This window comes from Martinezella lusitana (assembly GCF_900094565.1).
Classification (GTDB): domain Bacteria; phylum Pseudomonadota; class Alphaproteobacteria; order Rhizobiales; family Rhizobiaceae; genus Rhizobium; species Rhizobium lusitanum.
Map to the genome: position 1 here is coordinate 14,026 of NZ_FMAF01000008.1, position 24,087 is coordinate 38,112.

The 24,087-nt window shown below is 60.1% G+C and carries 26 protein-coding genes and 1 tRNA gene; 13 read left to right on the forward strand and 14 right to left on the reverse strand.

The window, feature by feature from the left end:
• Positions 1–107 precede the first annotated feature (107 nt).
• A complete protein-coding gene (locus GA0061101_RS17850; RefSeq protein ID WP_037203127.1) occupies positions 108–641 on the forward strand; it encodes a GcrA family cell cycle regulator in 534 nt (177 codons plus the stop codon).
• 192 nt (positions 642–833) lie between these two features.
• Here the strand turns inward: GA0061101_RS17850 and phoB are convergent, their stop codons facing one another.
• The 7 genes from phoB to phoR all read right to left on the reverse strand — a co-directional run bounded on the left by phoB (position 834) and on the right by phoR (position 8,434).
• Entirely contained in the window at positions 834–1,517 is a 684-nt protein-coding gene (gene phoB, locus GA0061101_RS17855; RefSeq protein WP_004128368.1) for a phosphate regulon transcriptional regulator PhoB, read from the reverse strand.
• Positions 1,518–1,549: 32 nt separating this feature from the next.
• Positions 1,550–2,263: a phosphate signaling complex protein PhoU gene (gene phoU / locus GA0061101_RS17860; protein ID WP_037203126.1), complete on the reverse strand. Its 714-nt coding sequence runs from the start codon at positions 2,261–2,263 to the stop codon at positions 1,550–1,552.
• A gap of 51 nt (positions 2,264–2,314) precedes the next feature.
• The gene (gene pstB, locus GA0061101_RS17865; protein WP_047641053.1) at positions 2,315–3,130 is read right to left on the reverse strand and encodes a phosphate ABC transporter ATP-binding protein PstB; all 816 of its coding nucleotides are present in this window, start codon (positions 3,128–3,130) and stop codon (positions 2,315–2,317) included.
• 14 nt (positions 3,131–3,144) lie between these two features.
• Positions 3,145–4,479, reverse strand: coding sequence for a phosphate ABC transporter permease PstA (gene pstA, locus GA0061101_RS17870; protein ID WP_092574390.1), 1,335 nt, complete (start codon positions 4,477–4,479; stop codon positions 3,145–3,147).
• Positions 4,476–5,957, reverse strand: coding sequence for a phosphate ABC transporter permease subunit PstC (pstC, locus tag GA0061101_RS17875; RefSeq protein ID WP_037203120.1), 1,482 nt, complete (start codon positions 5,955–5,957; stop codon positions 4,476–4,478). The genes pstA and pstC overlap by 4 nt, the downstream gene beginning before the upstream one ends.
• A gap of 62 nt (positions 5,958–6,019) precedes the next feature.
• Positions 6,020–7,054: a substrate-binding domain-containing protein gene (locus GA0061101_RS17880; RefSeq protein ID WP_037203119.1), complete on the reverse strand. Its 1,035-nt coding sequence runs from the start codon at positions 7,052–7,054 to the stop codon at positions 6,020–6,022.
• Between the two features lie 186 nt (positions 7,055–7,240).
• Positions 7,241–8,434 (reverse strand): phosphate regulon sensor histidine kinase PhoR, encoded by a 1,194-nt coding sequence (gene phoR, locus GA0061101_RS17885; protein WP_037203117.1) that lies wholly within the window; start codon positions 8,432–8,434, stop codon positions 7,241–7,243.
• A gap of 306 nt (positions 8,435–8,740) precedes the next feature.
• On the opposite strand from phoR, the gene ppk2 reads away from it, so the two are divergent.
• The gene (gene ppk2, locus GA0061101_RS17890) at positions 8,741–9,625 is read left to right on the forward strand and encodes a polyphosphate kinase 2 (protein ID WP_047641056.1); all 885 of its coding nucleotides are present in this window, start codon (positions 8,741–8,743) and stop codon (positions 9,623–9,625) included.
• A gap of 18 nt (positions 9,626–9,643) precedes the next feature.
• Here the strand turns inward: ppk2 and GA0061101_RS17895 are convergent, their stop codons facing one another.
• On the reverse strand, positions 9,644–10,894 hold the full coding sequence (locus tag GA0061101_RS17895) for a RodZ family helix-turn-helix domain-containing protein (protein ID WP_047641057.1): 1,251 nt from the start codon (positions 10,892–10,894) through the stop codon (positions 9,644–9,646).
• Between the two features lie 266 nt (positions 10,895–11,160).
• Here GA0061101_RS17895 and GA0061101_RS17900 point away from each other — a divergent pair, with 266 nt between their 5' ends.
• From GA0061101_RS17900 to GA0061101_RS17915, 4 genes are all read left to right on the forward strand, one after another.
• Positions 11,161–11,472: a hypothetical protein gene (locus GA0061101_RS17900; protein ID WP_047641058.1), complete on the forward strand. Its 312-nt coding sequence runs from the start codon at positions 11,161–11,163 to the stop codon at positions 11,470–11,472.
• Between the two features lie 148 nt (positions 11,473–11,620).
• Positions 11,621–12,580, forward strand: coding sequence for an NAD(P)H-dependent flavin oxidoreductase (locus GA0061101_RS17905; RefSeq protein ID WP_047641207.1), 960 nt, complete (start codon positions 11,621–11,623; stop codon positions 12,578–12,580).
• Positions 12,581–12,715: 135 nt separating this feature from the next.
• Positions 12,716–12,791 (forward strand) — tRNA-Thr (locus GA0061101_RS17910).
• 188 nt (positions 12,792–12,979) lie between these two features.
• Positions 12,980–13,462 carry a hypothetical protein gene (locus tag GA0061101_RS17915; RefSeq protein ID WP_052224431.1) on the forward strand — a complete coding sequence of 161 codons (483 nt, stop codon included), beginning with the start codon at positions 12,980–12,982 and terminating at the stop codon, positions 13,460–13,462.
• 60 nt (positions 13,463–13,522) lie between these two features.
• Here GA0061101_RS17915 and GA0061101_RS17920 read toward each other — a convergent pair whose 3' ends face one another.
• On the reverse strand, positions 13,523–14,128 hold the full coding sequence (locus GA0061101_RS17920) for a class I SAM-dependent methyltransferase (RefSeq protein WP_047641209.1): 606 nt from the start codon (positions 14,126–14,128) through the stop codon (positions 13,523–13,525).
• A 310-nt stretch (positions 14,129–14,438) separates the two neighbouring features.
• On the opposite strand from GA0061101_RS17920, the gene GA0061101_RS17925 reads away from it, so the two are divergent.
• Both GA0061101_RS17925 and GA0061101_RS17930 read left to right on the forward strand, forming a co-directional pair.
• Positions 14,439–15,317, forward strand: coding sequence for a glycosyltransferase family 2 protein (locus tag GA0061101_RS17925; protein WP_037203106.1), 879 nt, complete (start codon positions 14,439–14,441; stop codon positions 15,315–15,317).
• A 132-nt stretch (positions 15,318–15,449) separates the two neighbouring features.
• Positions 15,450–15,749, forward strand: coding sequence for a putative quinol monooxygenase (locus GA0061101_RS17930; protein ID WP_037203333.1), 300 nt, complete (start codon positions 15,450–15,452; stop codon positions 15,747–15,749).
• A gap of 78 nt (positions 15,750–15,827) precedes the next feature.
• Here GA0061101_RS17930 and GA0061101_RS17935 read toward each other — a convergent pair whose 3' ends face one another.
• The 3 genes from GA0061101_RS17935 to GA0061101_RS17945 all read right to left on the reverse strand — a co-directional run bounded on the left by GA0061101_RS17935 (position 15,828) and on the right by GA0061101_RS17945 (position 18,055).
• Complete coding sequence (locus tag GA0061101_RS17935; RefSeq protein WP_234903696.1) at positions 15,828–16,193, reverse strand: hypothetical protein; 366 nt, start codon at positions 16,191–16,193, stop codon at positions 15,828–15,830.
• Between the two features lie 300 nt (positions 16,194–16,493).
• The gene (locus GA0061101_RS38715) at positions 16,494–16,724 is read right to left on the reverse strand and encodes a hypothetical protein (protein ID WP_131511987.1); all 231 of its coding nucleotides are present in this window, start codon (positions 16,722–16,724) and stop codon (positions 16,494–16,496) included.
• A 104-nt stretch (positions 16,725–16,828) separates the two neighbouring features.
• On the reverse strand, positions 16,829–18,055 hold the full coding sequence (locus tag GA0061101_RS17945; RefSeq protein ID WP_047641060.1) for a LysR family transcriptional regulator: 1,227 nt from the start codon (positions 18,053–18,055) through the stop codon (positions 16,829–16,831).
• A 447-nt stretch (positions 18,056–18,502) separates the two neighbouring features.
• Between GA0061101_RS17945 and osmF the strand changes: the two genes are divergently transcribed.
• The 4 genes from osmF (at position 18,503) to GA0061101_RS17965 (ending at position 22,391) form a co-directional block, all read left to right on the forward strand.
• Positions 18,503–19,411 carry a glycine betaine ABC transporter substrate-binding protein OsmF gene (gene osmF, locus GA0061101_RS17950; protein WP_037203099.1) on the forward strand — a complete coding sequence of 303 codons (909 nt, stop codon included), beginning with the start codon at positions 18,503–18,505 and terminating at the stop codon, positions 19,409–19,411.
• 123 nt (positions 19,412–19,534) lie between these two features.
• Positions 19,535–20,701, forward strand: coding sequence for an ABC transporter permease (locus tag GA0061101_RS17955; protein ID WP_037203097.1), 1,167 nt, complete (start codon positions 19,535–19,537; stop codon positions 20,699–20,701).
• A gap of 5 nt (positions 20,702–20,706) precedes the next feature.
• A complete protein-coding gene (locus tag GA0061101_RS17960; protein ID WP_244655110.1) occupies positions 20,707–21,645 on the forward strand; it encodes an ABC transporter ATP-binding protein in 939 nt (312 codons plus the stop codon).
• Positions 21,642–22,391: an ABC transporter permease gene (locus GA0061101_RS17965; RefSeq protein ID WP_037203095.1), complete on the forward strand. Its 750-nt coding sequence runs from the start codon at positions 21,642–21,644 to the stop codon at positions 22,389–22,391. Before GA0061101_RS17960 ends, GA0061101_RS17965 begins: the two co-directional genes overlap by 4 nt.
• Before the next feature lie 67 nt (positions 22,392–22,458).
• Here GA0061101_RS17965 and GA0061101_RS17970 read toward each other — a convergent pair whose 3' ends face one another.
• Complete coding sequence (locus tag GA0061101_RS17970; RefSeq protein WP_037203094.1) at positions 22,459–22,842, reverse strand: YciI family protein; 384 nt, start codon at positions 22,840–22,842, stop codon at positions 22,459–22,461.
• A 214-nt stretch (positions 22,843–23,056) separates the two neighbouring features.
• Between GA0061101_RS17970 and GA0061101_RS17975 the strand changes: the two genes are divergently transcribed.
• The gene (locus GA0061101_RS17975; RefSeq protein WP_037203092.1) at positions 23,057–23,452 is read left to right on the forward strand and encodes a VOC family protein; all 396 of its coding nucleotides are present in this window, start codon (positions 23,057–23,059) and stop codon (positions 23,450–23,452) included.
• A gap of 63 nt (positions 23,453–23,515) precedes the next feature.
• Here GA0061101_RS17975 and GA0061101_RS17980 read toward each other — a convergent pair whose 3' ends face one another.
• A complete protein-coding gene (locus GA0061101_RS17980) occupies positions 23,516–23,908 on the reverse strand; it encodes a PRC-barrel domain-containing protein (RefSeq protein WP_037203090.1) in 393 nt (130 codons plus the stop codon).
• Between the last annotated feature and the right edge of the window lie 179 nt (positions 23,909–24,087).

A 24,087-nucleotide genomic window follows, 5' to 3' on the forward strand; every position in this document is an offset into this window, starting at 1 on the left:
ATGCGGCGGAACTAGTCACCACAATTTTAGAGCGTTTCGCGCCTCGATCCTATGCGGGGCAATGGTGAAGGATTCTGCCATCGGAAACGCGACAGCGGAGACAGGGCATGAATTGGACAGACGAACGCGTCGAGAAGCTTAAAAAGCTATGGTCCGAAGGGTTGAGCGCCAGCCAGATCGCGGCGCAGCTGGGCGGTGTCAGCCGTAACGCCGTCATCGGCAAGGTGCACCGCTTGAGCCTGCCGGGCCGAGCGAAGGCGGGCGGCACGGCGACCGCTGCCCGAACGCCGAAGCGCGGCGCCTCGGCGCCCCGCGCATCGAATTATACATCGCGCGTCGCAACCCGCACGGTTACCCGCCAGCAGGGCGCGACCATGCTCAAGGAAGAGATTGAGGTCGATGCGGTCAACGAGATCCAATATCGTCCGGCTGCCAACGTCGTCGTTCCGATCTCTCGGCGCCTCGTCCTGACCGAGCTGACGGAACGCACCTGCAAATGGCCAGTCGGCGACCCGCTGAAGGACGATTTCCACTTCTGCGGCAACGAGAGCCCGGATGCATCGCCCTATTGCGGCTACCATCAGCGCCTGGCCTACCAGCCGGTGCATGAACGGCGTCGGCCAGCTCAACCGCGCGGCTGAGATGCCCCATAGAGCAATTCCAGGAAAAGTGCGTAGCGGTTTTCCGTCCGGAATTGCGTAAAAACAATAGTATAGAGCGGTCACGCGAGTCGGTGAAACGCGTAACCGCTCCAGAATAAGATAAACGAAACGGGCCGAAAGGCCCGTTTTCTGTTTCCGCCGCTATGTCGATGCCTGAACGGGCGTACCCGCTCAAGCTTCCATGGAGTAACCCGCACCGCGAACGGTGCGGATGACATCCTGCATATTGGAGAAATTGAGCGCCTTGCGCAGGCGGCCGACATGCACGTCGACGGTACGTTCGTCGACATAGATATCGTGTCCCCATACGCCGTCGAGCAGCTGCGAACGCGAGAAGACCCGGCCCGGCGAGGACATCAGGAACTCCAGCAGGCGGAATTCCGTCGGTCCCAGCCGCACTTCGCGGCTCTTGCGGTGAACGCGATGGGTCTCGCGATCCAGCTCGATATCGCCGCAACGCAGTACCGTGGAGAGAACCTCCGGGCGGGCGCGCCGCAGCATCGCCTTGACGCGGGCCATCAGCTCCGGCGTCGAGAACGGCTTGACGACGTAATCGTCCGCGCCGGTGGAAAGACCGCGCACGCGCTCGCTTTCCTCGCCGCGGGCCGTCAGCATGATGATCGGCAGGCGCTCCGTCTCCGGCCGCATACGCAGCCGGCGGCAGAGCTCGATGCCGGATACACCGGGGAGCATCCAGTCAAGGATCAGAAGATCGGGGATGCGCTCCTGGAGACGCAATTCGGCTTCATCGCCTCTGAGGATCGTATCGACCTCGAAGCCCTCAGCCTCGAGATTGTAGCGCAGCAGAACGCTGAGCGCTTCCTCGTCTTCTACAACAGCAACTCTCGGAACCATGCGCCTCTGGTCTCCTTTTCTTCGCTTCCAGATTATTCCGTCACCGCGCCAACGGTGTTGGCGGTATCATCCTTCGGGCGCTCGCCTTCTGGCTGGGCGCCGGTCGCCATGTAATAGATCGTCTCGGCGATGTTGGTGGCATGGTCGCCGATGCGCTCGATGTTCTTGGCGCAGAAGAGAAGATGCGTGCAGGTGGTGATATTGCGCGGATCTTCCATCATGTAGGTCAGCATCTCGCGGAAGAGCGAGGTGTACATCGCGTCGATTTCCTCGTCGCGCTCTCGGATCGACACAGCCTTGTCCGGCGAACGGGTGGCATAGACGTCAAGCACTTCCTTGAGCTGGCTGAGCGCCAGTTCGGAGAGATGCTCGATGCCGCGGGCAAGCCGCCGCGGAACGCCTGTGCCCTGCACGGCGATGACGCGCTTGGCGGTGTTCTTGCCGAGGTCGCCGACACGCTCCAGATCGGAAGCGATGCGGATCGAGCCCATGATCTCGCGCAGGTCGGCGGCCATCGGCTGCCGGCGGGCGATGGTGACGATCGCCTTGTCGCCGACTTCCCGTTCCGCATGATCGAGAATGACGTCGTCGGAAATGACCTTCTGCGCAAGACTGGTATCGCTTTGGACCAGTGCGCGAACGCTGTCGCTGACCATTTGCTCGGCCAGACCGCCCATTTCCGCAATGCGGCGCGTCAGGAACTTCAGGTCTTCGTCATAGGCAGAGAGAATGTGAGTGGAGACCATTTTTCTATCCTCAAGGTGAACTGTGTGAAAGGAGCCGCGCGCACGGCATCATCAACCAAAACGGCCCATGATGTAATCCTGCGTGCGGAAATCGTCGGGATTGGTGAACATTTTATCGGTATCGTTCTCCTCAACCAGATGGCCGAGATGAAACATTGCGGTGCGTTGCGAAACGCGGGCTGCCTGCTGCATGGAATGCGTCACGATGACGATGGTGAAGTTTTCCCGCAGCTCATGGATCAGATCCTCGACCTTTGCGGTTGCGATGGGGTCGAGCGCCGAACATGGCTCGTCCATCAGGATGACCTCTGGACTGACTGCGACCGCGCGAGCGATGCACAGACGCTGCTGTTGGCCGCCGGACAGGCTCGTGCCGGCATCATAGAGCCGATCCTTGACCTCGCCCCAGAGACCGGCTTTCTGCAGGCTGGTCTCGACGATATGCTCGAGATCGGCTTTCGAGCTGTGCAGGCCATGGATGCGTGGTCCGTAGGCGACGTTCTCGTAGATCGACTTCGGAAACGGGTTGGGCTTCTGGAAGACCATGCCGACACGCGCGCGCAGCTCCACGACATCGATGCTGTTGTCATAAACATCCTGATCGTCGAGCGTGATCTTGCCGGTGATGCGGCAGGTCTCGATCGTGTCGTTCATTCGGTTGAGGCAACGCAGGAAAGTGGACTTGCCGCAGCCGGAAGGACCGATCAGTGCCGTGACCGTATTGGCGCGAATGTTCAGGTTGACATCGAAGAGCGCGCGCTTGTCGCCGTAAAAGACCGAGACGTCCTGGCCGATCATCTTGTAGGGGATCGTCATCATCTTCTTGGCTAATGCTCTTTCGCCCGCGGCTTCCGTCATCATGTTCATTTGGTCGCCCTCCCCTACCAGCGCCGTTCGAAGCGGCGCCGCAGCAGGATCGCGCCGATATTCATCGCAACGAGGAAGAAGAGCAGCACGATAATCGCTCCGGAGGTCCTCTCGACGAAGGCCCGCTCCGCTTCGCTCGCCCACATGTAGATCTGCACCGGCAGCGCCGTCGAAGGATCGAGCGGCGAGGCCGGATAGTTGGCGACGAAGGCGACCATGCCGATCAGAAGCAGCGGCGCCGTCTCGCCGAGCGCATGCGCCAGCCCGAGGATGGTGCCCGTGAGGATGCCCGGCATGGCGAGCGGGAGCACATGATGGAAGACCATCTGCATGCGCGACGCGCCAAGGCCGAGTGCCGCGCTGCGGATCGATGGCGGTACCGCCCGCAGTGCCGAGCGCGTGGCAATAATGATCATCGGCAGCGTCATCAGGCTGAGCACCAGCCCGCCGACCAGCGAGGCAGAGCGCGGCAGCCCCATCATGTTGATGAACACCGAAAGGCCGAGCAGGCCGTAGACGATGGAGGGCACCGCCGCGAGATTGTTGATGTTGACCTCGATCAGATCCGTCAGCCGGTTTTTTGGCGCGAATTCCTCCAGATAGATCGAAGCGGCGACACCGACGGGCAAGGCGAGCGCGAGGACGGTCAGCATCAGATAGAGCGAGCCGATCAGCGCGACGCCGAGACCCGCGGCCTCGGGGCGGCTCGAGTTGCCCGAGAGGAAGAGACCGCTGTTGAAAGCTTCGTGCAGCGCGCCGCTGGCTGTCAGCTGCTTCATCCAGCCGAGCTGCCGATCGGAAACCTTGCGATCCTTCTCGTCGGCCGCCAGGTCGATCTGCCCCTTGTTGGCGGAGTCGATATTGGCGCTCGCAAGGAACGTCACATTCCCAGTCGTTCCGATGATCGAGGGATCGGCCATGATCTTGTTGCGCAGTGCAATCCGCGCACTGTCCGACACCATTGTCGTGGCTTCGCGCACGAGTACGCGATCGGAAGGATCGATGCCCAAGGCCTTCACCAGCGCATCGCGCATGAGGACCGGATAGTTGGCTGATATCAGCACCTTCGGATCGCTGGCGCGCTTGCCGGTGGGGTCGATGACTTTCTCGGTGAATTCGATCGGTAGGGTTATCGAGGTCTGCACGAAGGCGGTATAGCCGTTGCGGACCACGGTCGAGACAAGCGTGAGAAGGAAGACCAGGCCGAAGACTACGGCGGCGATGCCATAGGCCCGAAAGCGGCGCTCGGCGGCATAGCGCCGCTTGATGCCGATATCGCGCCGCGCCGGGGCGCCCGGCGTAAGCCCGCGCGGAATATTCTGTGACGAGGAGGATACGATGTCGCTCATTCGTATTGCTCCCTGTAGCGGCGGACGATGTAGAGCGCGTAGACGTTCAGGCAGAGCGTCAGGCAGAACAGCGTTATGCCGAGCGCGAAGGCGACCAGTGTCTGCGGCGAGGTGAACTCCAGATCGCCGGTCAACTGGTTGACGATTTTCACGGTAACCGTCGTCATGGGTTCGAAGGGATCGAACTGCATGCGAGCCGCGACACCGGCGGCCAGCACGACGATCATCGTTTCGCCGATTGCCCGCGAGGCGGTCATCAGCAGCGCGCCGACGATGCCCGGAAGTGCCGCCGGCAGCAAAACGCGCTTGACCGTTTCCGAGCGGGTGGCGCCAAGACCGAGCGAGCCATCGCGCAGCGACCGCGGCACGGCCATGATGATGTCGTCTGACAGCGAGGAGACATAGGGAATGAGCATGACGCCCATGACGAAGCCCGCCGTCAGGACGCTCTGCGCCTCGATGAAACTTGTATAGCTTCCCGTTAGCAGGCCATCGATCTCCGCCGAGATGTCTCTCAGGAACGGCCCGACCGTGACGAGGGCAAAGAAGCCGTAGACGATCGTGGGAATGCCGGCCAGCACTTCGAGCAGGGGCTTGGCGATCGAGCGCACGCGGGCCGAAGCATATTCGGCCATGTAGATGGCGGCGAACAAGCCGATCGGCACCGCGAACAACATGGCGACGAGACCGATATAGATCGTGCCGGCCAGCAAGGGTATCAAGCCGAAAGTTCCGGATGTCTGTGAGCCGGCACCGGTGAAGCGCGGATCCCAGACAGTGCCGAAGAAGAACTCATGGGCAGGTACCATGCTGAAGAAACGCGCCGCCTCCGAAAGCATCGAAAAGGCGATCCCGACCGTCGTCAGCACCGCAATGGAGGAGGCGACGATCAGGGCGCCGAGGATGACCTGCTCGACACGGTTGCGGGCGCGAAAACGCGGGGCGATGGCACGTAAGCCATGAACCGCGCAAAGCAACGACAGAAGGATCGCCGATGCAGACATCACCATCCGGCTGACTTCGCGCATGCCGTTATATTTATTGGCTGCATCGATCATGTAACCCGTTGGGCGGACCGCGAGTGGCACGCCCTTCTGCGCCAGAAGCAACTGGAGATCGGCCGCGCCGCCGTCAACCGCGGCGAGTTCCTGGCCATCGAGCAGGCGCATGCCGTGGGCAATGCTGCGCACCATGCCATAGCTGAGGTTAAGCTCCGCCTGCGGAAGGGTTCTCACCTCTTCCGGAAAGGACTTGACCACCAGGCGATCGATAATAATCGGGCTGACGATCAGCCAGACACAGACGAGCGCCAGGGCCGGCAGCACCGCCCAGATCGCAGCATAGGCGCCATGATAGCCGAGCCGGGAGTGCATCGAGGAAGACCTGCCGCCTGATATCGCAGTCGCCCTCGCGCGCCCGAGCACGAAGGCAAGGGCACCAATGACCGACAGACACAACAACAGCAGCGATATGCTCATTCCCACTCCCCGGCGAACACCGGCGCGGATCAAACCCGCACCGGTGCATAGTCTCTATGCACTTACATGATCTTCCCGCCGGCGAAGTCCTTGCGGATCTGGTCGCGCTCGCCATCCGGAGCGGGCACGAGGCCGTATTCCGCCAGCGGGCCGTCCGGTCCGATCATCTGATCGCTCGTGAAGAAATCGACATATTCCTTGAGGCCCGGAATGACGCCGAGATGCGCCTTCTTGACGTAGAAGAACAATGGACGCGACACCGGATAGGTGCCATCGGCGATCGTCTGGCCCGACGGCACGATGCCGCTGACGGTGGCGACCTTCAGCTTGTCGGCATTGTTCTGGTAGAAATACAGGCCGAAAACGCCGACGCCGTGCTTGTTGGCATTGATGCGGGCGAGCGTCTCGGGATAGTCGCCGTCGATATCAACTGCGACGCCATCCTTGCGTACAGCGACGCATTTCTTGGTTTGCTGGCCGGCATCGGAAACGGCTGCCTTGATCACGTCGACCGCTCCGGAAGCCTTGCAGCCGGCGGCAAGCACCCGCTCCTCGAAGACTTCCCGCGTCCCGTGCTTCTCGCCCGGAATATAGGCTGATATCTCGAAATCCGGCAGCGACGGCTTGATCTCCGACCACTTCTTGTAGGGATTCGGAACCAGCTTGCCATCAACGACCACTTCGGCGGCAAGTGCCTTATAGAGATCGACGGGCTCGAACTTGATGTCCGGATTGCTCTTGTCGAAAGCGAAAACTATGCCGTCGTAGCCGATCTTGATCTGCTGGATATCAGCGACGCCGGCAGCCTTGCAGGCTTCGATTTCACTGTCCTTGATCGGGCGCGATGAATTGGCGATGTCGATGGAATCCGTTCCGACGCCCTTGCAGAATTCCTTTAGGCCGGCCCCGGAGCCACCCGACTCGACCACGGGCGTCTTGAAATTGGTAAAGGTCTCGCCGAAGCTTTCGGCAACGATCTTGGCATACGGGAATACCGTAGATGAGCCGGCGATCTGAATCTGATCGCGAGCCGTCGCGGCACCAGCAAAGGCAGCCGATGCAACCAGCGCAAGAATAGACAATTTCAAAGCATTCATAATGAATCCCCCTGACGAGCTCTGAAGAGCGCTGTAACGGATGCCACATCCGCCTGGTTCAGCATCACTTTCTTAGCGGCCAAAGCACCGCCCTTTTATGTCAGGCGAGTGAAACAATTATGACAGGTCATCTCTTTGAAATTAATGGAATAAATCACGCCAAAAATGGGCGATTTATGGGGGTTCTTAGAAACGGACGGTAAAGTCCGTTCCCTTCCCGACTTCCGACTTGACGATCAATCTGGCGCGGTGCCGGGTCAGAATGTGCTTGACGATGGCAAGCCCGAGGCCGGTTCCCTTTTTGGAGCGGCTGTCCTCGACATTGACGCGATAGAAGCGCTCGGTCAGGCGCGGTACATGTTCTGCGGGAATTCCCGGCCCGCTGTCGGACACGACGACCTCAACCGCCTGGCCCGGCTCGTTCAGCAAGGTAACCTCCACCGCCTTGCCTTCCTGGCCGTATTTGCAGGCATTCTCCATGAGATTTTCGAAGACCTGCACCAGCTCGTCGCGGTCGCCCAGCACCTCCACCTTGCCCGCCGGCATATGCAGATTGATCGTCACGTCAAGATCGCCGGCAAGCGGTAGCAGCGAGTCGCGCACATGACCGAGCAGCGGCACGAGATCGACCTTCTGATCCGGGGCGATGTGCGATTTCAGCTCCAGCCTGGATAGCGACAGGAGATCATCGACCAGCCGGCTCATGCGCGTCGTCTGGTCGAGCATGATGCCGAGGAAGCGCTGCTGTGCCTTCGGATCCGCTTTGGCCGGCCCCTGGATGGTTTCGATGAACCCCCGCAGCGACGCAAGCGGCGTGCGCAGTTCATGGCTGGCATTGGCAACGAAATCGGAGCGCATGCGATCGATGTGACGCAGTTCCGATATGTCGCGAAACGACAGCAGGAAGAAGCCGGTCTCGACATCGGCCTCCGGCAGCTCGACCGGCGCGATGCGCACGATATAGACGCGCTCCGACGGCAGGCGCTCGGAATGCTCGATCTGGTTCGGCGTGTTGGTGGCTATGGTCTCGCGCACCATGTCGAGCAGGCCGGGGGAGCGCAGCTTCGAGGAGATATGCGCCCCCGCGGGGAAGGCGCCGAAGGCCTTTTCGACGGCTGCGTTCTGCACCAGTACGGATGCCTCGCGATCGATGATCAGCACCGGGATGTCGAGTGCAGCCAATCCCGCAAAAACCATGCGCAGCAGAACTTCCGGATCGATCGGCTGAGGTTCCTCCCGCGACGGCACGACGATCCGCTCCACCAGCGGAGGCCGGATCAGCGCGACGATCATGACGATGGCCCAGATCCAAAAGACAGCGCCGGTATTGATGCCCTCGATGAGCGCAAGTACGGCGATCAGCGTCGCCAGGATCAGCATAGCGCTCTCCTGCCGCAACCGCAGCGCCAGTCTCCTGACAAATGACCATTCGTCTTCCAATTGCGCCCGTCCCTTTGTCTGTCGTTACGGAATGCTGGATTCCGCCTCTTAACCGGGATTCATGACAGAAGTATTCGGCTCTATCCACAGAAGGCGATAACTCACAACAATAAACGTAGCCGGCAAAGAAGGAAACCCGCAAAGGGCTTGAAACCATTGGATAAAAGTCCCAGTTTGCCCAGCGAGCCTTTTGTCGTGCCCAAGCGACATGTTTAACAGAGCGTAAAGAGCCGAGGAGCCTGACATATGGGAGAAGAACAAGCGAAGAGCCGTGCCGTGGAGCTGGATATCCGCGGCAGCAAGCGCATATTCGATGTCGATGATCCCGTGCTGCCGGGCTGGATCGACGACGAAGCGCTGACTTCGGGCGGCTACCCTTACAAAAAGAAGCTCAAGGAAGAGGAATATCAGCAAGAGCTGGAGATGCTGCAGATCGAGCTCATCAAGGTGCAGTTCTGGCTGCAGGCGACAGGCAAGCGGGTGATGGCGCTGTTCGAGGGACGCGATGCCGCGGGCAAGGGAGGCTCGATCGCCGCAACCTCGGCGCATATGAACCCTCGCCTGGCACGCGTCGTGGCGCTCACCAAACCGACGGACCGCGAGGCCGGGCAATGGTACTTCCAGCGCTATGTCGCCCAATTCCCAACGGCGGGCGAATTCGTTCTCTTCGACCGCTCATGGTACAACCGCGCCGGTGTCGAACCGGTCATGGGCTTCTGCACCCCGAAGCAGTACGAGCAGTTCCTGAAGCAGGCGCCGCAGATGGAAAAGCTCATCGTCCAGGATGGCATCTCCTTCTTCAAATTCTATCTGGATATCGGCAGAGAGATGCAATTGAAGCGTTTCCACGACCGATGCCACGATCCGCGCGCCGTCTGGAAGCTTTCTTCCATGGATATAGCCGCCCTGCCGAAATGGAAGGACTACGGCGAAAAGCGCGACCGCATGCTGAAGGATACGCATACCGATTACGCGCCATGGACGGTCATCCGCGCCAACGACAAGCGTCGCGCTCGTCTGAACCTCATCCGTCACATCCTGCTGACGCTCGACTATGACGGCAAGGACAAAAAGGCCATTGGCGAAATCGACGAAAAGATCCTCGGCATGGGTCCAGACGTTCTCAAATAGGGGAAGGGCTACCCGGGCCTATTGTCCGGGCAGCACGCGGATGGCGTAGACGTTGATGCCGCGGGCCTTGCCGTCGACGTCGCTGTTGATGATCAGGCGGCCGGGGCTCGTCGGCGCCAGCGAGCGATCGTAGCGGACCTGAAACAGCGCATCCGTCTTCTGGCGGCTGACCGTAAAGCGATGCCGTCCACAGCTGCCGAGCGAGCCGAAGTCGCATTCGACGGTAATCTGCGTCGGCGTGTCCGAGGTGGACTGTAACGTCAGCGCGATCGTCGACGGCTTGCCCGCCATCTGCTGCAGCACATTGATAGGCACCTGGACCGAGGCCGCGCCATCCGCGCCGCTGCTGAGAGAGGTCAGCCGCACGGCCGGCCCCTCGTTTTCCGAAATATTCTCAGCCTTCGCCTGCGCGCCGGCGGTGACCTTCGACGCGTCCGTCGGCTTCAGTATCGCGACCCACTCTTCGGAAAAGCTGTTCTGCGGGTCGATGGTCGCCAGCCCCGGATTGGCAGGGCCGCTGCTATCCCCGTCGCCCGACGTATCTTCGTCGCTGTTGCTGCCGCTGAAATCCTGCGAATCGATATGCGCCGGCGGATTGCGGACACTCGTGTCTCTCTGCGCCGCCGACATGAACACGCCCGAAGTCTTGATCCACCAGGCTCCGACACCAAGGAAGGCGAGCAGAATGCAGAATACCAGCAGGCGCGAGAAGAACTTGCGCGGCTTGCGGCGAACCGCAGCGCGCTCGGGCTTGAAATTCATTGTTCGCGCCGCTGCCGGTGCGGCTGCGGTCGCCGGCCTTATGGCGCTATCGGCGCCGAGATGATCGGCCGGCCCTGCGCGCATATCACCGAAATCGCTCTCCGGTGCTGCGGGCTCGACTGTTTCGGGTTCGACCGGAGCGGAAGCGTGGACGGAAAGCGAGGGGTTGCGGGTTTCACCGCGCACGCTCATGACCGGTTCATGCTGTTGTGCCGGCTGCCCGGCCGCCGGTCGTGGCACCGCCGGGGAAACATGCGGGACATCGAGCTGCGGCGAAACCGATATTTCCTCCGCCGGGCGGACGCGCTCCTCGGCCTCGATCTGCCGGATCGTCGCTTCCAGCCGCTGACGCTGGGCGGAGACGACATTGATATCGGTAATATCCTGCTTGCGGAGGCCGGCTTCCAAAGCCTGCCGCGCCGACTGATAGATGCGAGCCCGGATTTCCGGATTGGCGCGATCGGACCGGTCCAACGCGCTTCTGATAGCCGTTTCTAATCCGCTCACATCAGGTCCTTTACTCTCACTCGCAACATACCTGCAGACTCTACCGACAAGACGGTCCCGGTCTTTATCATTCGTTAACCGGATTCGGTAACGCCCTGTCCGTCAATACGCAAGCCTCCGACCAAAGCCACAGGCACTCGGGCGGGGATAAATGTCAAAGACGACGCAATTGCGATGGCTGGAAGGCGCATCGGACTGCGCGGAACTCTCTCGACATGATCGATTTTCGAATGATAGCCTTTGTCCCTACAACGAGGTGCAAAAGGATGAGTGATCAAAAGACCCGAGAAAGCCGATCTCCATCGGAAGACAAGCTTCTTTCCTATGAGCGCGACGGACGGGATGCGTATGGTGAGAACAACAAAGCCAAGCGCAAGGCGATTCCACGATTCAAGGCGCAATCCAATAGGCAAGGCCGACATGCCTCTAATATCGTGGTCGCACAAATGAGCGGCGATGAAACGGTCGATGAGGAAGCGGGTCTTCTCGAAGCAGATAGGAAAGCTCGACGTCCGGCCAAGAGAAAGATTCCGGATATGGCGCTGGGAGATTATCTCAAGCGGAAAAATAAAATCTAAAGACTCTCCCCAAATCTGCGAGGAATTTAACCGGGTTTGGCCATAAGGCCGCCGATTGCACCTCCATGCGAGCACCATCTTCCCCTTCAAAAAGACATCTGTTATTCCTTTGACGTTTTCGTAAACGTCAAAGAAAGGGATGATGTACATGGCCCTCCCCTCAATCCTGACCGAGCGCCTGCGGCTGCCGGTCGTGGCCTCGCCGCTGTTCATCATCTCGCATCCGGCGCTGACGCTGGCGCAATGCAAGGCCGGCGTGGTCGGATCCTTCCCGGCCCTGAACGCGCGCCCGGAAAGCCAGCTCGATGAATGGCTGGCGATGATCACCGAGGATCTTGCCGCACATAATGCCGCAAACCCCGAACGGCCGGCAGCTCCATTTGCGGTCAATCAGATCGTCCATACGTCAAACAAGCGGCTGGAACACGATCTGATGCTTTGCATGAAATACAAGGTGCCGATCGTCATCTCCTCGCTCGGCGCCGTGCCTGAGGTGAATGCGGCAGTGCACTCCTATGGCGGCATCGTGCTGCATGATATCATCAACAACCGCCACGCCAACTCGGCTATCCGCAAGGGCGCGGACGGGCTGATCGCGGTCGCCGCGGGTGCCGGCGGCCATGCCGGCCAACTCTCGCCCTTTGCGCTCGTCCAGGAAATCCGCGAATGGTTCGACGGGCCGCTGCTGCTCGCCGGCGCCATCGCCACCGGCGGCGCCATTCTTGCAGCCCAGGCCGCTGGCGCCGATATGGCCTATATCGGCTCGCCCTTCATCGCGACGGAGGAAGCCCGCGCTGCCAACGCCTACAAGCAGGCGATCGTCGACGGCGCCGCCGCCGATATCGTCTATTCCAACTATTTCACCGGCGTGCACGGCAACTACCTGAAACCTTCCATCCTTGCCGCCGGGATGGATCCAGACAAGCTGCCCGAAGCCGACCCTTCGAAGATGGATTTCGAGGCGGCCACGACCGGCGTCAAGGCCTGGAAGGACATCTGGGGCTCCGGCCAGGGCATCGGCGCTGTCAAGGCCATCGAGCCCGTTGCGGCGCTGGTGGACCGGCTGGAGACGGAATATCATCAGGCGCGTGCACGGCTGGCGCTTTGAACGAGCAAGGAGCGGCCTGTTTTTTCACAGGCTTTTCGCTTTTTTGCGAAATGGCGATTTGGACGCTTGAAATCTGGCCGTATAGACTGTATCAGCGCCATGCAAATCGCGGGGCCGAACCAAAGCCCCTTGAATGCCGCTTTAGCTCAGGTGGTAGAGCACATCATTCGTAATGATGGGGTCGCAGGTTCGAGTCCTGCAAGCGGCACCATTTTTCCAGGCACTACTCTTTCCACACATTGCTACAGCCGTTCTCAGGTGTCTGTTTCCCCTATTTCGTGGCCGCGATATCGCGATTCGAAGCGGCCAATTTAGGGACCGAAGATAGTCAAGAACAAGATGGGCTGCACTCGACTTATCGAACGTGCAAGCTAATGATGGCTGCCATCGGAGGCCTCTATGAATCTCATGAACGCAATCGCCGCCGCCGCTTATCTGGCAGCCACCGGCATGGCATTAGCAGCTCCCGCGGAGAAGCCAATGCATATGCTCTGCAGGGGCGACGGTATTGATAACGTATATGTTCACCTAAATTCCAAAAAGCAGTTCGGCCACGTCCTTAGTTGCGTCAGCGGCCCATTCATCGCCGACATGATGCCGTGCGCGCCCAATGGCGGATACGGTTTGTCATCTCCCACCGGATCAGCGGCTCTCGTCGGCGTCGTCATGCGCTCGCAGGACTATCAACGCCACCTTGGCGGTGTCACCGGATTCACCCGGCAAGGAGACGACGTGACCTTCACGGGAGGTTTTATGGGCTCGAACGGCCTGCAAACATCTTGGACTTTGAAGCTCGATCCGGAAGGCAATGCGGTCGTTCGTGATAAGGAAGGCTCGATACCTTATAAGTGCAAGCCTTACACACCCGGTGCTTCCAAGTAAGCCTCTTCGGAATCATCGCCTGCGGCTACAATCGGTTCCGCAAACCGAGATCAGACGCACTCAGAGCCGTTTCAGCGAAAACGAAAAGTGCCCCTGGGATTCCACGGTCAGGTATTCGAATTGCCAATGGAAATCCTTGCAGAACTTGGTGCAGGCTTCGACCACGCCATAGGGGATAGCGTCGACGACGTTGCCGGTGCAAAAGTCGTGACCGGCGATGCGCCCATCCTGCTTCACCTTGAAGTGGCTGATCGACAGCTCTTCCCATGTCGTCTCGAAACTATGATTGGTATCGATATAGACCCAGTCGAAGAAGCTGTTCGGAAACTCCGCCAGCCTTACCGTCGAATAGCCTTGCACGATATGCAGGCGGCCGTTTTCCAGCGCCCCTCTGAATGTCGTCCTGATCTGCTCCAGACCGTCCTGGTAGCGGGGCGTATCCCATGCATCGATGAGGTAGAGCTCCCGTGGCGCGTTCTTTTCAAGAATTTCCCCGGTGAAGTCGCCGAAGGCCGCGCCGATCTCCGCGCAGATGCCTCCGTGCGGCAACCGGTGAAGAAGCTCGCCACGATCGGGCAGCAGCCGGGCATTTTCCGTATGGTGCAGGCTGAGTTGCGTATGCGGCATGCCGCCCTTGTAGTGAAATCTTGAATCGCGCGTGTTCATGCTGGCGGATACCTTCGACGTTGACTTCGGCCAAGACCGCAGAGACGGCCCGCTTTGAAAACCATGGATGCGAAAATTCTTGGCATTCATGGCTTGCGTCAGGCATTCGGGGCCGCCATCCGCTTCGGCCATGATCGGCGCGCCGGTCATCTCGCGGGCTTTCGCAGGACCTCGGCGGCGATCCTTCGTTTGCGGATCATGGCACGGGAAATCGCTTTGCAAGCGATGCGTTGAATCCGCGTAATAAATACAACCAAAGATTCAGATTTTGATGTTTCTGTGCGTTCTGGATGACATTGGGGGATGCACCATGAAGATTGCTGTGGGGGTTGCGACATGCGGTCGCAAAGCGATTTTGGCATGCATGATCGACAGGCTTGCCGCGCAGACGCGCAGGCCGGATCACCTTTTCCTCTGCCCGGCCACAGACGAAGATATCGACATGGAACGATTGCAATCGGCGCCGTTTCCCGTGAGCATCGTCTCATCTCAACGGGGAAGCTGCCCGCAGCGCAACGCGATCATCGATGCCGCCGCCGGCATGGATGCACTTATCTTCTTTGACGACGATTTCTTTCCCGCGGCAAACTATCTTGCCGAAACGGAAGCGCTGTTCGAGGCCGACAAGGAGATTGTCGTGGCGACCGGAGAGGTCATCCGCGACGGCATCCTCGGACCGGGCCTGACGGCGGAAGAAGCGGACCGGGCCATCGAGGAGGACGCGACCCCTGATCCTGTTCCATCGATCGAAGCCGCTCACAATGCCTATGGCTGCAATATGATCTTCCGCTTGCAGCCCATCCTGACCAATCGTGTCTATTTCGATGAAGCCTTGCCGCTTTATGCCTGGCAGGAGGACGTCGATCTGTGCCGGAGGCTGCGTCCATACGGCAAGATCGTCAGGTTCAATCGGCTGCGCGGCGTCCATCTCGGGGTCAAAATGGGGCGCACATCGGGCATGCGTCTCGGATATTCCCAGGTCGCCAATCCGCTTTACCTTGTGAAAAAGCGCTCCGTGTCGTTGCAATGGGCGCTCAAGCTGATGGGCGGCAACGTTGCCTCGAATATCGTCGGCGCAGTCAATCCACCAGCCTATATCGACCGGCGCGGCCGCCTGCAGGGCAATATCATTGCATTCGGGCATCTGCTTAGCGGATCGCTCGATCCAAAAAATATCAACCGCATGTGAGGCTTTCGGGCTGAGCCGAACAGTCAAGCGTTCGAGCGTCGTCTTTTTGTGATAATGGTCGAAACCGGTCGCGGAATCGGCGGCATCCGGTATTTTTCACCGGCATCATCCAATTGTTTCAAGGACATCATCATGATCCACGTTCTCGCCATCCTCACCGCCCTGCCCGGCAAGCGGGCCGAAGTGCTCCAAGCCTTCCAGGCGAACGTTCCGGCTGTCCACGCCGAAAATGGCTGCATCGAATACACGGCTGTCGTCGATGTCGACGGCGCCGATCCGGCATTCGGGCCTGATACATTCGTCGTCGTCGAGAAATGGGCGAGCATGGACGCATTGAAGGCTCACGCCGCCGCAGCGCATATGGCTGCCTATGGCGAGAAGGTGAAGCATCTTATGGCTGCCCGTGCCGTTCATGTTCTGAATCCGGCATGAGCTTATGACGCCGGACAGCAGGTAATCCGTTGGGAAAACGGCGCCGGAAGGTGCCGTTTTGCATATCAGCCGGCATGTTCAGTTATGCGAGAAATGCGGCTGGTTGCGCCATCTATGCCAGCCACCGCCGCCATGCCATCCGTGATGGTATCCTCGGTCACCATACCAACCAGAATGGTATCCCCGACCACCATACCAGCCATGACTATAGCCAGGCCAGCCGAACAAGCCAAAGGAGTAATAGGGCTGGTAATAATCATTATAATAATAGGGGCGGTAATAGGAATAAGGCCGATAGTAATAGGGTCGATAGTGGTGGTGGTAGTGACGATAGATGATCACCGTATGATGATGATGCCAGCGGTGATGTTGGCGTGCATCGACATGGGTTGCGGGTAGAATGACTACGCCGAGCGCGATGAGCGCTGTTGCCAGAATTTTCATTTCCAGCCTCCTTGGAAGCCGGACGCTGACGCGGCTCGAATCATCCGCGCTTGTCCAGACCAGCAAATAAAACGCGGTTGCGCTCCGATTGTTCCAAAACGCCCGGAGATGGCGGGTATTTTCGAGAGGTTCCGGCCTCACCGTGCCCGGCAAGGGGCCGGACACGTTCGTCGTCAAGAAAGTGGGCAAAAACATGGGCCTGCGCCGGTCACGCTCTGGAACCTGCCAAGGTCGGACATCGGTAGCCTCAATAAGAAACGGCGCCGGAAGGCGCCGTTTATACATGTCAGTTGCTTATCGTCAGTCGTGCGAGAAATGCGGCTGGTTGTGGTGCCGCCTATCCCAGCGATGATGATGGTATGGCCGGTCGTTACGCCAGCCGTGGTGGCGATTCCAACCATGGTCAGGCTGGTGATGTTGAACGACCATAGGGCGATGATGATGCCAGCGATGATAATCTTGAGCCTCAGCATAAGTTGCGGGCAAAGCGACAATGCCCAGCGCGACGAGCGCTGTTGCCAGAATTTTCATTTTTATTCTCCTTGGGTGCCGAACGAGATCGGGGGGGCTTATAGTATCCGTACGTCCGGACTAACGTAACCTACCCAAACGCAAAGGTGGTACAATGGTTCCACCTATCCCCGGAATGCCGGATATTTTCCGGGTGCTTCCACGTCAGCCACCAGTTCGCGAACAGCCTGGTGGATCAGGCGGCATGCCTCGATCGACGCTTTGCGGCCATTGTGGGCGAGATGATAAGACAATGGCAGGATCTGCTCGGGGTCGACGATCCTGACCTTGTCGGTGATCGGAAGCGCGCTGACGCGGCCAAGGAACGAGACGTAACCGTGATTAGCCACGAGATCGACGATGACAGGCAGGGAATCGGCCGAGGTGATGTCGCGGCCGCGGAAGCGGCGCCGGTCGCGGCTATCGTAGCCGAAGGCCGTCGCGGCATTGCCGATGCCGGTACGCGAACTCGGCACGCAGAGCGGGTGATTTTCCACCAGCGCGGCCACCGTCTGCTCCTTGCTGTCAAGCGGCGCGATCGCCACCATGTCGGTCGCGACAAGTTCCATGTGCTCGAAAGCATCGAGGCCGAAGACGGAATCGACGATGGCGACATCGATGCGGCCGAACCGCAGCGCCTCGCGCAGGTCGTCCGCGGTCATCAGCATCAGCGACAGCATGTTGCGGTTGCCGCCGATATTCCAGCGCGACACGAGGCTTGCAAGCGAGCGAGCGACCCAGCTTTCAGAGCCTGTCGGGATGATCGACCCGATGCGAACGGCACGCGCGGTCCGCTGAAACCGCTCATCCGCCGCGGCCTTCATCTCGTCCCAGGCCTGGGCGATGCCGGCGAGGATGGCATGGACTTCCTGGCCGGCATCGGTCAGCACCGAGCCCTGCGCCTGCCGCTCGAACAGGCGGCAACCGAACAGTTCCTCCAGATTGGCGATCTGCAGCGAGAGCTGCGGCTGTCCCAGCCGCAGGCGTCGCGCGGCGCGGTTGATGCTGCCCTGATCGGCGACTTCGAGGAAGCGCTCGATGGTGGCGATCTTCAGCGGCAGGCGCGCCGCCCATTGCGCATAATCATCAGGCGCGGGCGGCTCCTTCACCCGGGCGGAAAGCTGGCGGATACCGGCAAGGATAGGCTGGAGCCCCTTCTGGACCTTCGAGCTGGCAAGCAGGGTTGCGAGCTCACCGGATGCCCGCTCGACGAGCTTCATGGCAAGCTCCGTTTCCAGACGGCGGAGCGCACTGGAAACGGTCGAGGGAGAAAAAGAGAGCTGACGGGCGGTCTCCCTGACGGAGCCGACCGAGAACACCATGTCGGCTATGAACAATGCGCCGAGATACAAACCCTTCTTCCTTCCACGCCAAGCGAGCGCCCTGCTGCGGCCGCGAGACCGGCTTTGATAGCCCGACGATATGATGTGTTCTTGAAAAAAGATATCCCTAAGCACAGGGGCGGCCGCTATCGTTTCTTCGTCGCCTAACCGATCCAGCCACAGAAATGAGATCGGAACAGCGTCAAACGGGTAAGGGGAACAAAAACAAACGCACTTGCCCCCGAAAAAAGAAATCCAATTTCGCGCGAATGTCGAGTACGCTCGTCATAATCGCGCGACTGCAGCGGGAAACCGAAGCGACATCGTTTTTTTCTCGATGAGCGGTATTTGCCCGAAGCAGCCAGAAATTCGCTTGTGGGTTGTCGGCTCACACGAACGCTTGTGTGTCCGGACAGTGGCCTTGAGGCGGCGCGGGCCTGCAAAACAAAGGTTTAACGGGGTACAAAGGGAAACATCATGTTCAAGAATCTTGCACTTGCCGCCACGCTGACGGCGTTGCTCGCCAGTGGTGCCAGCGCCGCCGACGTCGTCGTCTCCTCGAAGATCGACACCGAAGGCACCCTGCTCGGCAACATCATCCTCGCCACGCTCAATGCCAACGGCATCAAGGCGCAGGACCGCATCGCGCTCGGCACGACGCCGGTCGTGCGCAAGGCGATCACCGCAGGCGAGATCGACATCTATGCCGAATATACCGGCAATGCCGGCTTCTTCTTCAACAAGGCCGACGATGCGGCCTGGAAGAACCTGCAGCAGGGCTACGACCTCGCCAAGAAGCTGGACTATGACGCCAACAAGATCGTCTGGCTGACGCCCTCGCCCGCCAACAACACCTGGGCGATCGCCGTTCGCAGCGATGTCGCCGGCCCGGCCAAGCTGAAGACCATGTCCGATTTCGGCAAGTGGGTTGCCGGCGGCGGTCCCGTGAAGATTGCGGCGTCCTCCGAGTTCGTCAATTCGCCGGCGGCCTTGCCGGCATTCCAGACGACCTACGCCTTCCAGCTCAAGCCCGACCAGGAAGTCGTGCTCTCCGGCGGCGACACGGCGGCGACGATCAAGGCGGCGGCCGACCAGACCAACGGCGTCAACACGGCCATGGTTTATGGCACCGACGGCGCCATCGAAGCGGCCGAACTGACGGTTCTCGAAGACGACAAGAGCGTGCAGCCGGTCTATGCCCCGACGCCGATCATCCGCGAGGCCGTGCTCAAGGCCAATCCGAAGATCGAGGAGGTACTGGCTCCAGTCTTCAAGGGTCTGACCGCCGACGTGCTGCGCAAGCTGAACGGCCGCATCCAGGTGGATGGCGAGCCGGCCAAGGCTGTCGCCGAATCCTACCTCAAGGACAATGGCTTCCTGAAATAAGGCTTCACCGCTGATCTCGCGGCTCCGTTTTCGATAGAGTGGAGCCGCGGGACATTAAAATGGGCATGACCTTGTCCGAAACCGCCTCATTTTTTGGGCTCATGCGCTGACGGAGCTTGCCTTATGGAAGATGCGCTAGCGGTCCGCAGAGTGGACCGTCTCGGAGTGGTGCTGGTGGCGGGCGGCGCGCTGGCGGCGGCCTTGATGCCGTTCATCATCGTCAAGGCAAACCGCATCGCTGCCGGCAAGCCGCAGTTGCTCACGCAGCTTCTTGGCCAGCCGACCACAATGGTCCTGCTTGCCCTTCTCGTGGCCGCCGCCCTCGCCGTGCTGTTCCTGCGCAATCAATTTCTTCGCCTCGCCATCGGCACCCTTGCGATCGCCATGCTCATCGTCACGCTCGGGCTTGTTTCGACGGCGGCAACGCCGACTGGAAGCACGGTGGCGCGCATTACGCCCGGCGGCTCCTTCTGGGTGTTGCTGGCCGTTGTGGGGTTGATGATTTCGGATGCGCTGGTGAAGCTTCGGCTGACGCCCTGGCTTAGGGTCGCCGCGCTGGCGCTCTATGCCGCCCTGCTCGTCGCCGTTCTGCGCTCCGGCCTGCTCGATAATCTGTCGATCATGAAGGAATATGGCAATAACGCCGACAAATTCTGGCGCGAGGCGCTCGGCCACATGTTTTTGTCCCTCGGTTCCGTCGCCATCGCCATCGTGCTCGCCCTGCCGCTCGGCATCTTCTGCTTTTGGCAGCCGCGCCTGCGCGCCGTGGTCTTGCGGGCGCTGAGCCTGGTGCAGACCATTCCAAGCCTGGCGCTGTTCGGCATTCTGATGCTGCCGCTCGGCTATATCGCCGCCCATGTTCCCTTCGCCGCCGCGATCGGCATCCAGGGCATCGGCGTGGCGCCGGCGCTGGTGGCACTGGTGATCTATTCCTTGTTGCCGATCGTCGCCAACACCGTCGTCGGCCTTGCCGGCGTCGATCCCTCCGTGCGCGATTCCGCCGCCGGCATGGGTTTGACGCGAAGGCAGATCCTGACGGGCATCGACCTGCCGCTCGCCTTTCCGGTCATCCTCACCGGCATCCGCATCGTGCTGGTACAGGCGATCGGCCTCGTCACGGTCGCGGCCCTAATCGGCGGCGGCGGTTTCGGCCTCTTCATCTTCCAGGGCATCGGCCAGACGGCCAATGATCTGGTGTTGCTCGGCGCCGTGCCGACAGTCATTCTCGCCTTCTCATCGGCCGTCATCCTCGATGCGGTCATCGACAGCATCCGGGGACAACGCGCATGAGCAACATGATCGAGCTTAAGGGCGTGACCAAACGCTACGGCGCCGCCACCGTGGTCGATGATGTCAGCATGAGCATGGAGAAGGGCACGATCACCGTCATCGTCGGCACGTCGGGCTCCGGTAAATCGACCCTGATGCGGATGATCAACCGACTGGTGCCGATATCCGAGGGCCGCATCTCTGTTGGCGGCGAGGATATTATGAGTGTGCCGGCGACCGAGCTTCGCCGCCGCATCGGCTATGCCATCCAAGGCCACGGGCTGTTTCCCCACCGCACCGTTGCGCAGAATATCGCGACCGTCCCCGAGCTGCTTGGTTGGGACAAGACGCGCATCGAGGGGCGTGTCGAAGAACTCCTCAATCTCTTCCGTCTCGATCCCGGCACCTTTGCCGCCAAATATCCGAGCCAGCTTTCCGGCGGCCAGCAGCAGCGCGTCGGCGTCGCCCGCGCGCTTGCCGCCGAGCCGGAATTGCTGCTGATGGACGAGCCCTTCGGCGCGCTCGATCCTGTCATCCGCGGCAAGGCGCAGGACGATCTGCTTGATATCCAGAAGCAGTTCGGCACGACGGTCGTTCTCGTGACCCATGACATGGACGAGGCCTTCCATCTCGGTGACAAGATCGCCGTGATGAGCGGCGGCAAACTGCTGCAATGTTCAGAGCCCGAGAAGATCCTGACCGAGCCGGCCGATCCCTTCGTGCAGCAATTGACCGGCACGTCGGACCGCGCGCTGAAGCTGATGTCGTTGCTGCCGCTGAAAGAGAGCATGCAGCCTCTCAGGCCCGGTCTCGGCTACAGCCTGCCGCAAACGCTTAATCTGCGTGACGCGCTGGCCGAACTGATCTGGCAGGGTGCCGACGAGGCTTCGGTCGAGGATGAGAGAAAGGTGCCGGTCGGTTCGATCTCGATCCAGCATCTGATAGAGCTGGGCCGCAAAGCATGAAACTTCTCGCCGCTAATCTCTTTCGTCTGCTGGCGCTGGCACTGCTGCTGGTGTTGCTGTTCCGTCCGGAATGGCTGACGCCGATCCTGGCGCCGCTGACGAAATTCGGCGCCTCACCGATCTATACGCAGAACAGTCTTCCGAGCCTTGCCCTCAGCCATCTCGAGCTGATCTTCGTCTCGATCGGCGCGAGCGGTATCCTGGCGGTGCTTGGCGGCATCTTCGTCACGCGGCCGATCGGGGCCGACTTCCTGCCGCTTTCGCGGGCGATCGCCAATGCCGGCCAGACCTTTCCCCCCGTCGCGGTGCTGGCACTCGCCATTTCCACCACCGGCTTCGGCGCGGTCCCGACATTGATCGCGCTTTTCCTCTATGCGTTGTTGCCGATCTTCGAGAACACCGTCGCCGGATTGCAGCAGGTGCCGGCCTCCGTGCTCGATGCCGCCGACGGCATGGGCATGAATGGCTGGCAGCGGCTGTTCCGCGTCGAGCTACCGCTTGCTCTGCCGCTGATCATCGAAGGACTGAAGATCGCCACCGTCATCAATATCGGTACGGCAACCATCGGCTCCACCGTCGCCGCCAAGGGCCTCGGCGAGGTCATCATCGCCGGGCTGATCAACGACAACACCGCCTTCATCCTGCAAGGCGGCCTGATCGTCGGCCTGATGGCGGTGCTGATCTATGATGGCATGGAGATGATCGAACATTCGATAACCCGCAAGATCGGCCTGCAGCCCCACTGAAGCTCCAAGGTGTCGCCTCGTCGGATCGAAAGCAGCGGCCCCACGATCAACGATACCTCAATGCCTGCTAGTTTTCCTCGCTCGGGGCCAATGACGCTCCGGGCACATAGAGGGAGATCGGCCTGATTTCATAGACGGCGGTCGGGTTGACGCGACGCAGGTCGCGCGCCACTTCAACGGCTGCCTCCAGCGTTGGAAAATCGACGACATAGAAGCCGAGCAGCTGCTCTTTGGTTTCTGCAAACGGTCCATCGATGACCATGCCTGCGCCCTTGCCCCGCAAGGTCACGGCGCGCTGCGTCTGGCCAAGGCGGGCTGCCGGCCCGAGCGACTTCTCCTTGACGAGACGATCATTGATCTGGAGCAACTCGGCCATGAGCGCTGCATCCTCTTCCTCGCTCCAGGATTCCACTACGCCCTCTTCGTGATAGGCCAGGATAGCGTAGTACATAGGTCCCCCCTTCGAACATCAGTTAGTTTTGGCCGATCGAGCCGTTGGCCTGAATGCTCGGAGTGTAAGCAGGCTGATCGAAATTCAAAAGCCCCGGAGCCGCCTTAATCTCAATAGTTGAATGTTGGTATGGCACCACCCAAGCGCACTTGTCTTGTCCGGCGACCGATGGCATTGGCTTGGGAAGATGCTCAGATGATATACGGAGGCGCCGATGGCCAAGATGATTCACACGATGATCCGTGTCCTCGACGAGGCGCGTTCGGTTGAATTCTACAACAAGGCTTTCGGGCTTGAGATCGCCGACCGCGTCGCCTTCCCGACCTTCACGCTGATCTATCTCAGCAATGCCGAGACCGGCTTCGAGCTGGAATTGACAGTCAACCAGGGCCGCAGCGAGCCTTACGTGCTCGGTGAAGCCTATGGTCACCTGGCCGTCTCGGTCGATGAGTTGAAAGACGAACACGCACGGCTGGCCGCCCTCGGGCTCAATCCCGGCAAGATCGTCGAACTCAATCGCGATGGGAAACTTTTCGCCCTGCTGTTTTTCGTCACCGACCCCGACGGCTACAAGATCGAGGTCGTACAAAGACACGGGCGGTTTCAATAAAGCCGCACAAGCCAAAGCCCCGCGGCACCGGCGGGGCTTATGAAACCGGATCTGGCGGCGCGCTTACATCCAATAAGGCGGCACGCCAAAATAATCGTGGCTCTTGTGGCCATGATCCTTATGGTCGTGTTCGTCTTTGCTGGCGAAGCGGCGCGCTTTTTCAATGTCATTCTTGGTCATGCTGACACGATAACCGTCGATACGAGCATCATAGCGCAGCTTTTCCCAAGGCAATCGGTAGTGATCCTGACCGATGCCGAAAAAGCCGCCGAAGCTCAGAATGACGAAAGCGATGCGTCCATCACTTTTTTCAAGCATCAGCCGCTCAATATGACCAATCTGCCTACCATCCGAACCGAATACCTTCGATCCTTCGACGCGGTCGCAAGCGACCAGCATCGACATGTCCTTGACGTAGAGGTCACGGCCAGAGATTTCGGCACTCTCTTTATGCATATGCGCACCTCCTTTTGGATACGCGTCACATAAACTTTGGAGCGCCCCATCTGCTCAATAAGGGCAAGACGAGGCTCCTATGGGTATGCGCCCACGGCCCATTAACGCTCCGTTACCGCAAAAGTTCCAGCATTTTTTTCAAAACTGTAAAAAAACGTGAGCGCACGACGATTATTGAC

Coding starts and splice junctions, on each gene's coding strand:
- GA0061101_RS17850 (WP_037203127.1), top strand. CDS start 108: ATGAATTGGACAGACGAACGCGTCGAGAAGCTTAAAAAGCTATGGTCC.
- phoB (WP_004128368.1), bottom strand. CDS start 1,517: ATGGTTCCGAGAGTTGCTGTTGTAGAAGACGAGGAAGCGCTCAGCGTT.
- phoU (WP_037203126.1), bottom strand. CDS start 2,263: ATGGTCTCCACTCACATTCTCTCTGCCTATGACGAAGACCTGAAGTTC.
- pstB (WP_047641053.1), bottom strand. CDS start 3,130: ATGAACATGATGACGGAAGCCGCGGGCGAAAGAGCATTAGCCAAGAAG.
- pstA (WP_092574390.1), bottom strand. CDS start 4,479: ATGAGCGACATCGTATCCTCCTCGTCACAGAATATTCCGCGCGGGCTT.
- pstC (WP_037203120.1), bottom strand. CDS start 5,957: ATGAGCATATCGCTGCTGTTGTTGTGTCTGTCGGTCATTGGTGCCCTT.
- GA0061101_RS17880 (WP_037203119.1), bottom strand. CDS start 7,054: ATGAATGCTTTGAAATTGTCTATTCTTGCGCTGGTTGCATCGGCTGCC.
- phoR (WP_037203117.1), bottom strand. CDS start 8,434: ATGCTGATCCTGGCGACGCTGATCGCCGTACTTGCGCTCATCGAGGGC.
- ppk2 (WP_047641056.1), top strand. CDS start 8,741: ATGGGAGAAGAACAAGCGAAGAGCCGTGCCGTGGAGCTGGATATCCGC.
- GA0061101_RS17900 (WP_047641058.1), top strand. CDS start 11,161: ATGAGTGATCAAAAGACCCGAGAAAGCCGATCTCCATCGGAAGACAAG.
- GA0061101_RS17905 (WP_047641207.1), top strand. CDS start 11,621: ATGGCCCTCCCCTCAATCCTGACCGAGCGCCTGCGGCTGCCGGTCGTG.
- GA0061101_RS17915 (WP_052224431.1), top strand. CDS start 12,980: ATGAATCTCATGAACGCAATCGCCGCCGCCGCTTATCTGGCAGCCACC.
- GA0061101_RS17920 (WP_047641209.1), bottom strand. CDS start 14,128: ATGAACACGCGCGATTCAAGATTTCACTACAAGGGCGGCATGCCGCAT.
- GA0061101_RS17925 (WP_037203106.1), top strand. CDS start 14,439: ATGAAGATTGCTGTGGGGGTTGCGACATGCGGTCGCAAAGCGATTTTG.
- GA0061101_RS17930 (WP_037203333.1), top strand. CDS start 15,450: ATGATCCACGTTCTCGCCATCCTCACCGCCCTGCCCGGCAAGCGGGCC.
- GA0061101_RS17935 (WP_234903696.1), bottom strand. CDS start 16,193: ATGAAAATTCTGGCAACAGCGCTCATCGCGCTCGGCGTAGTCATTCTA.
- GA0061101_RS38715 (WP_131511987.1), bottom strand. CDS start 16,724: ATGAAAATTCTGGCAACAGCGCTCGTCGCGCTGGGCATTGTCGCTTTG.
- osmF (WP_037203099.1), top strand. CDS start 18,503: ATGTTCAAGAATCTTGCACTTGCCGCCACGCTGACGGCGTTGCTCGCC.
- GA0061101_RS17955 (WP_037203097.1), top strand. CDS start 19,535: ATGGAAGATGCGCTAGCGGTCCGCAGAGTGGACCGTCTCGGAGTGGTG.
- GA0061101_RS17960 (WP_244655110.1), top strand. CDS start 20,707: ATGATCGAGCTTAAGGGCGTGACCAAACGCTACGGCGCCGCCACCGTG.
- GA0061101_RS17965 (WP_037203095.1), top strand. CDS start 21,642: ATGAAACTTCTCGCCGCTAATCTCTTTCGTCTGCTGGCGCTGGCACTG.
- GA0061101_RS17970 (WP_037203094.1), bottom strand. CDS start 22,842: ATGTACTACGCTATCCTGGCCTATCACGAAGAGGGCGTAGTGGAATCC.
- GA0061101_RS17975 (WP_037203092.1), top strand. CDS start 23,057: ATGGCCAAGATGATTCACACGATGATCCGTGTCCTCGACGAGGCGCGT.
- GA0061101_RS17980 (WP_037203090.1), bottom strand. CDS start 23,908: ATGCATAAAGAGAGTGCCGAAATCTCTGGCCGTGACCTCTACGTCAAG.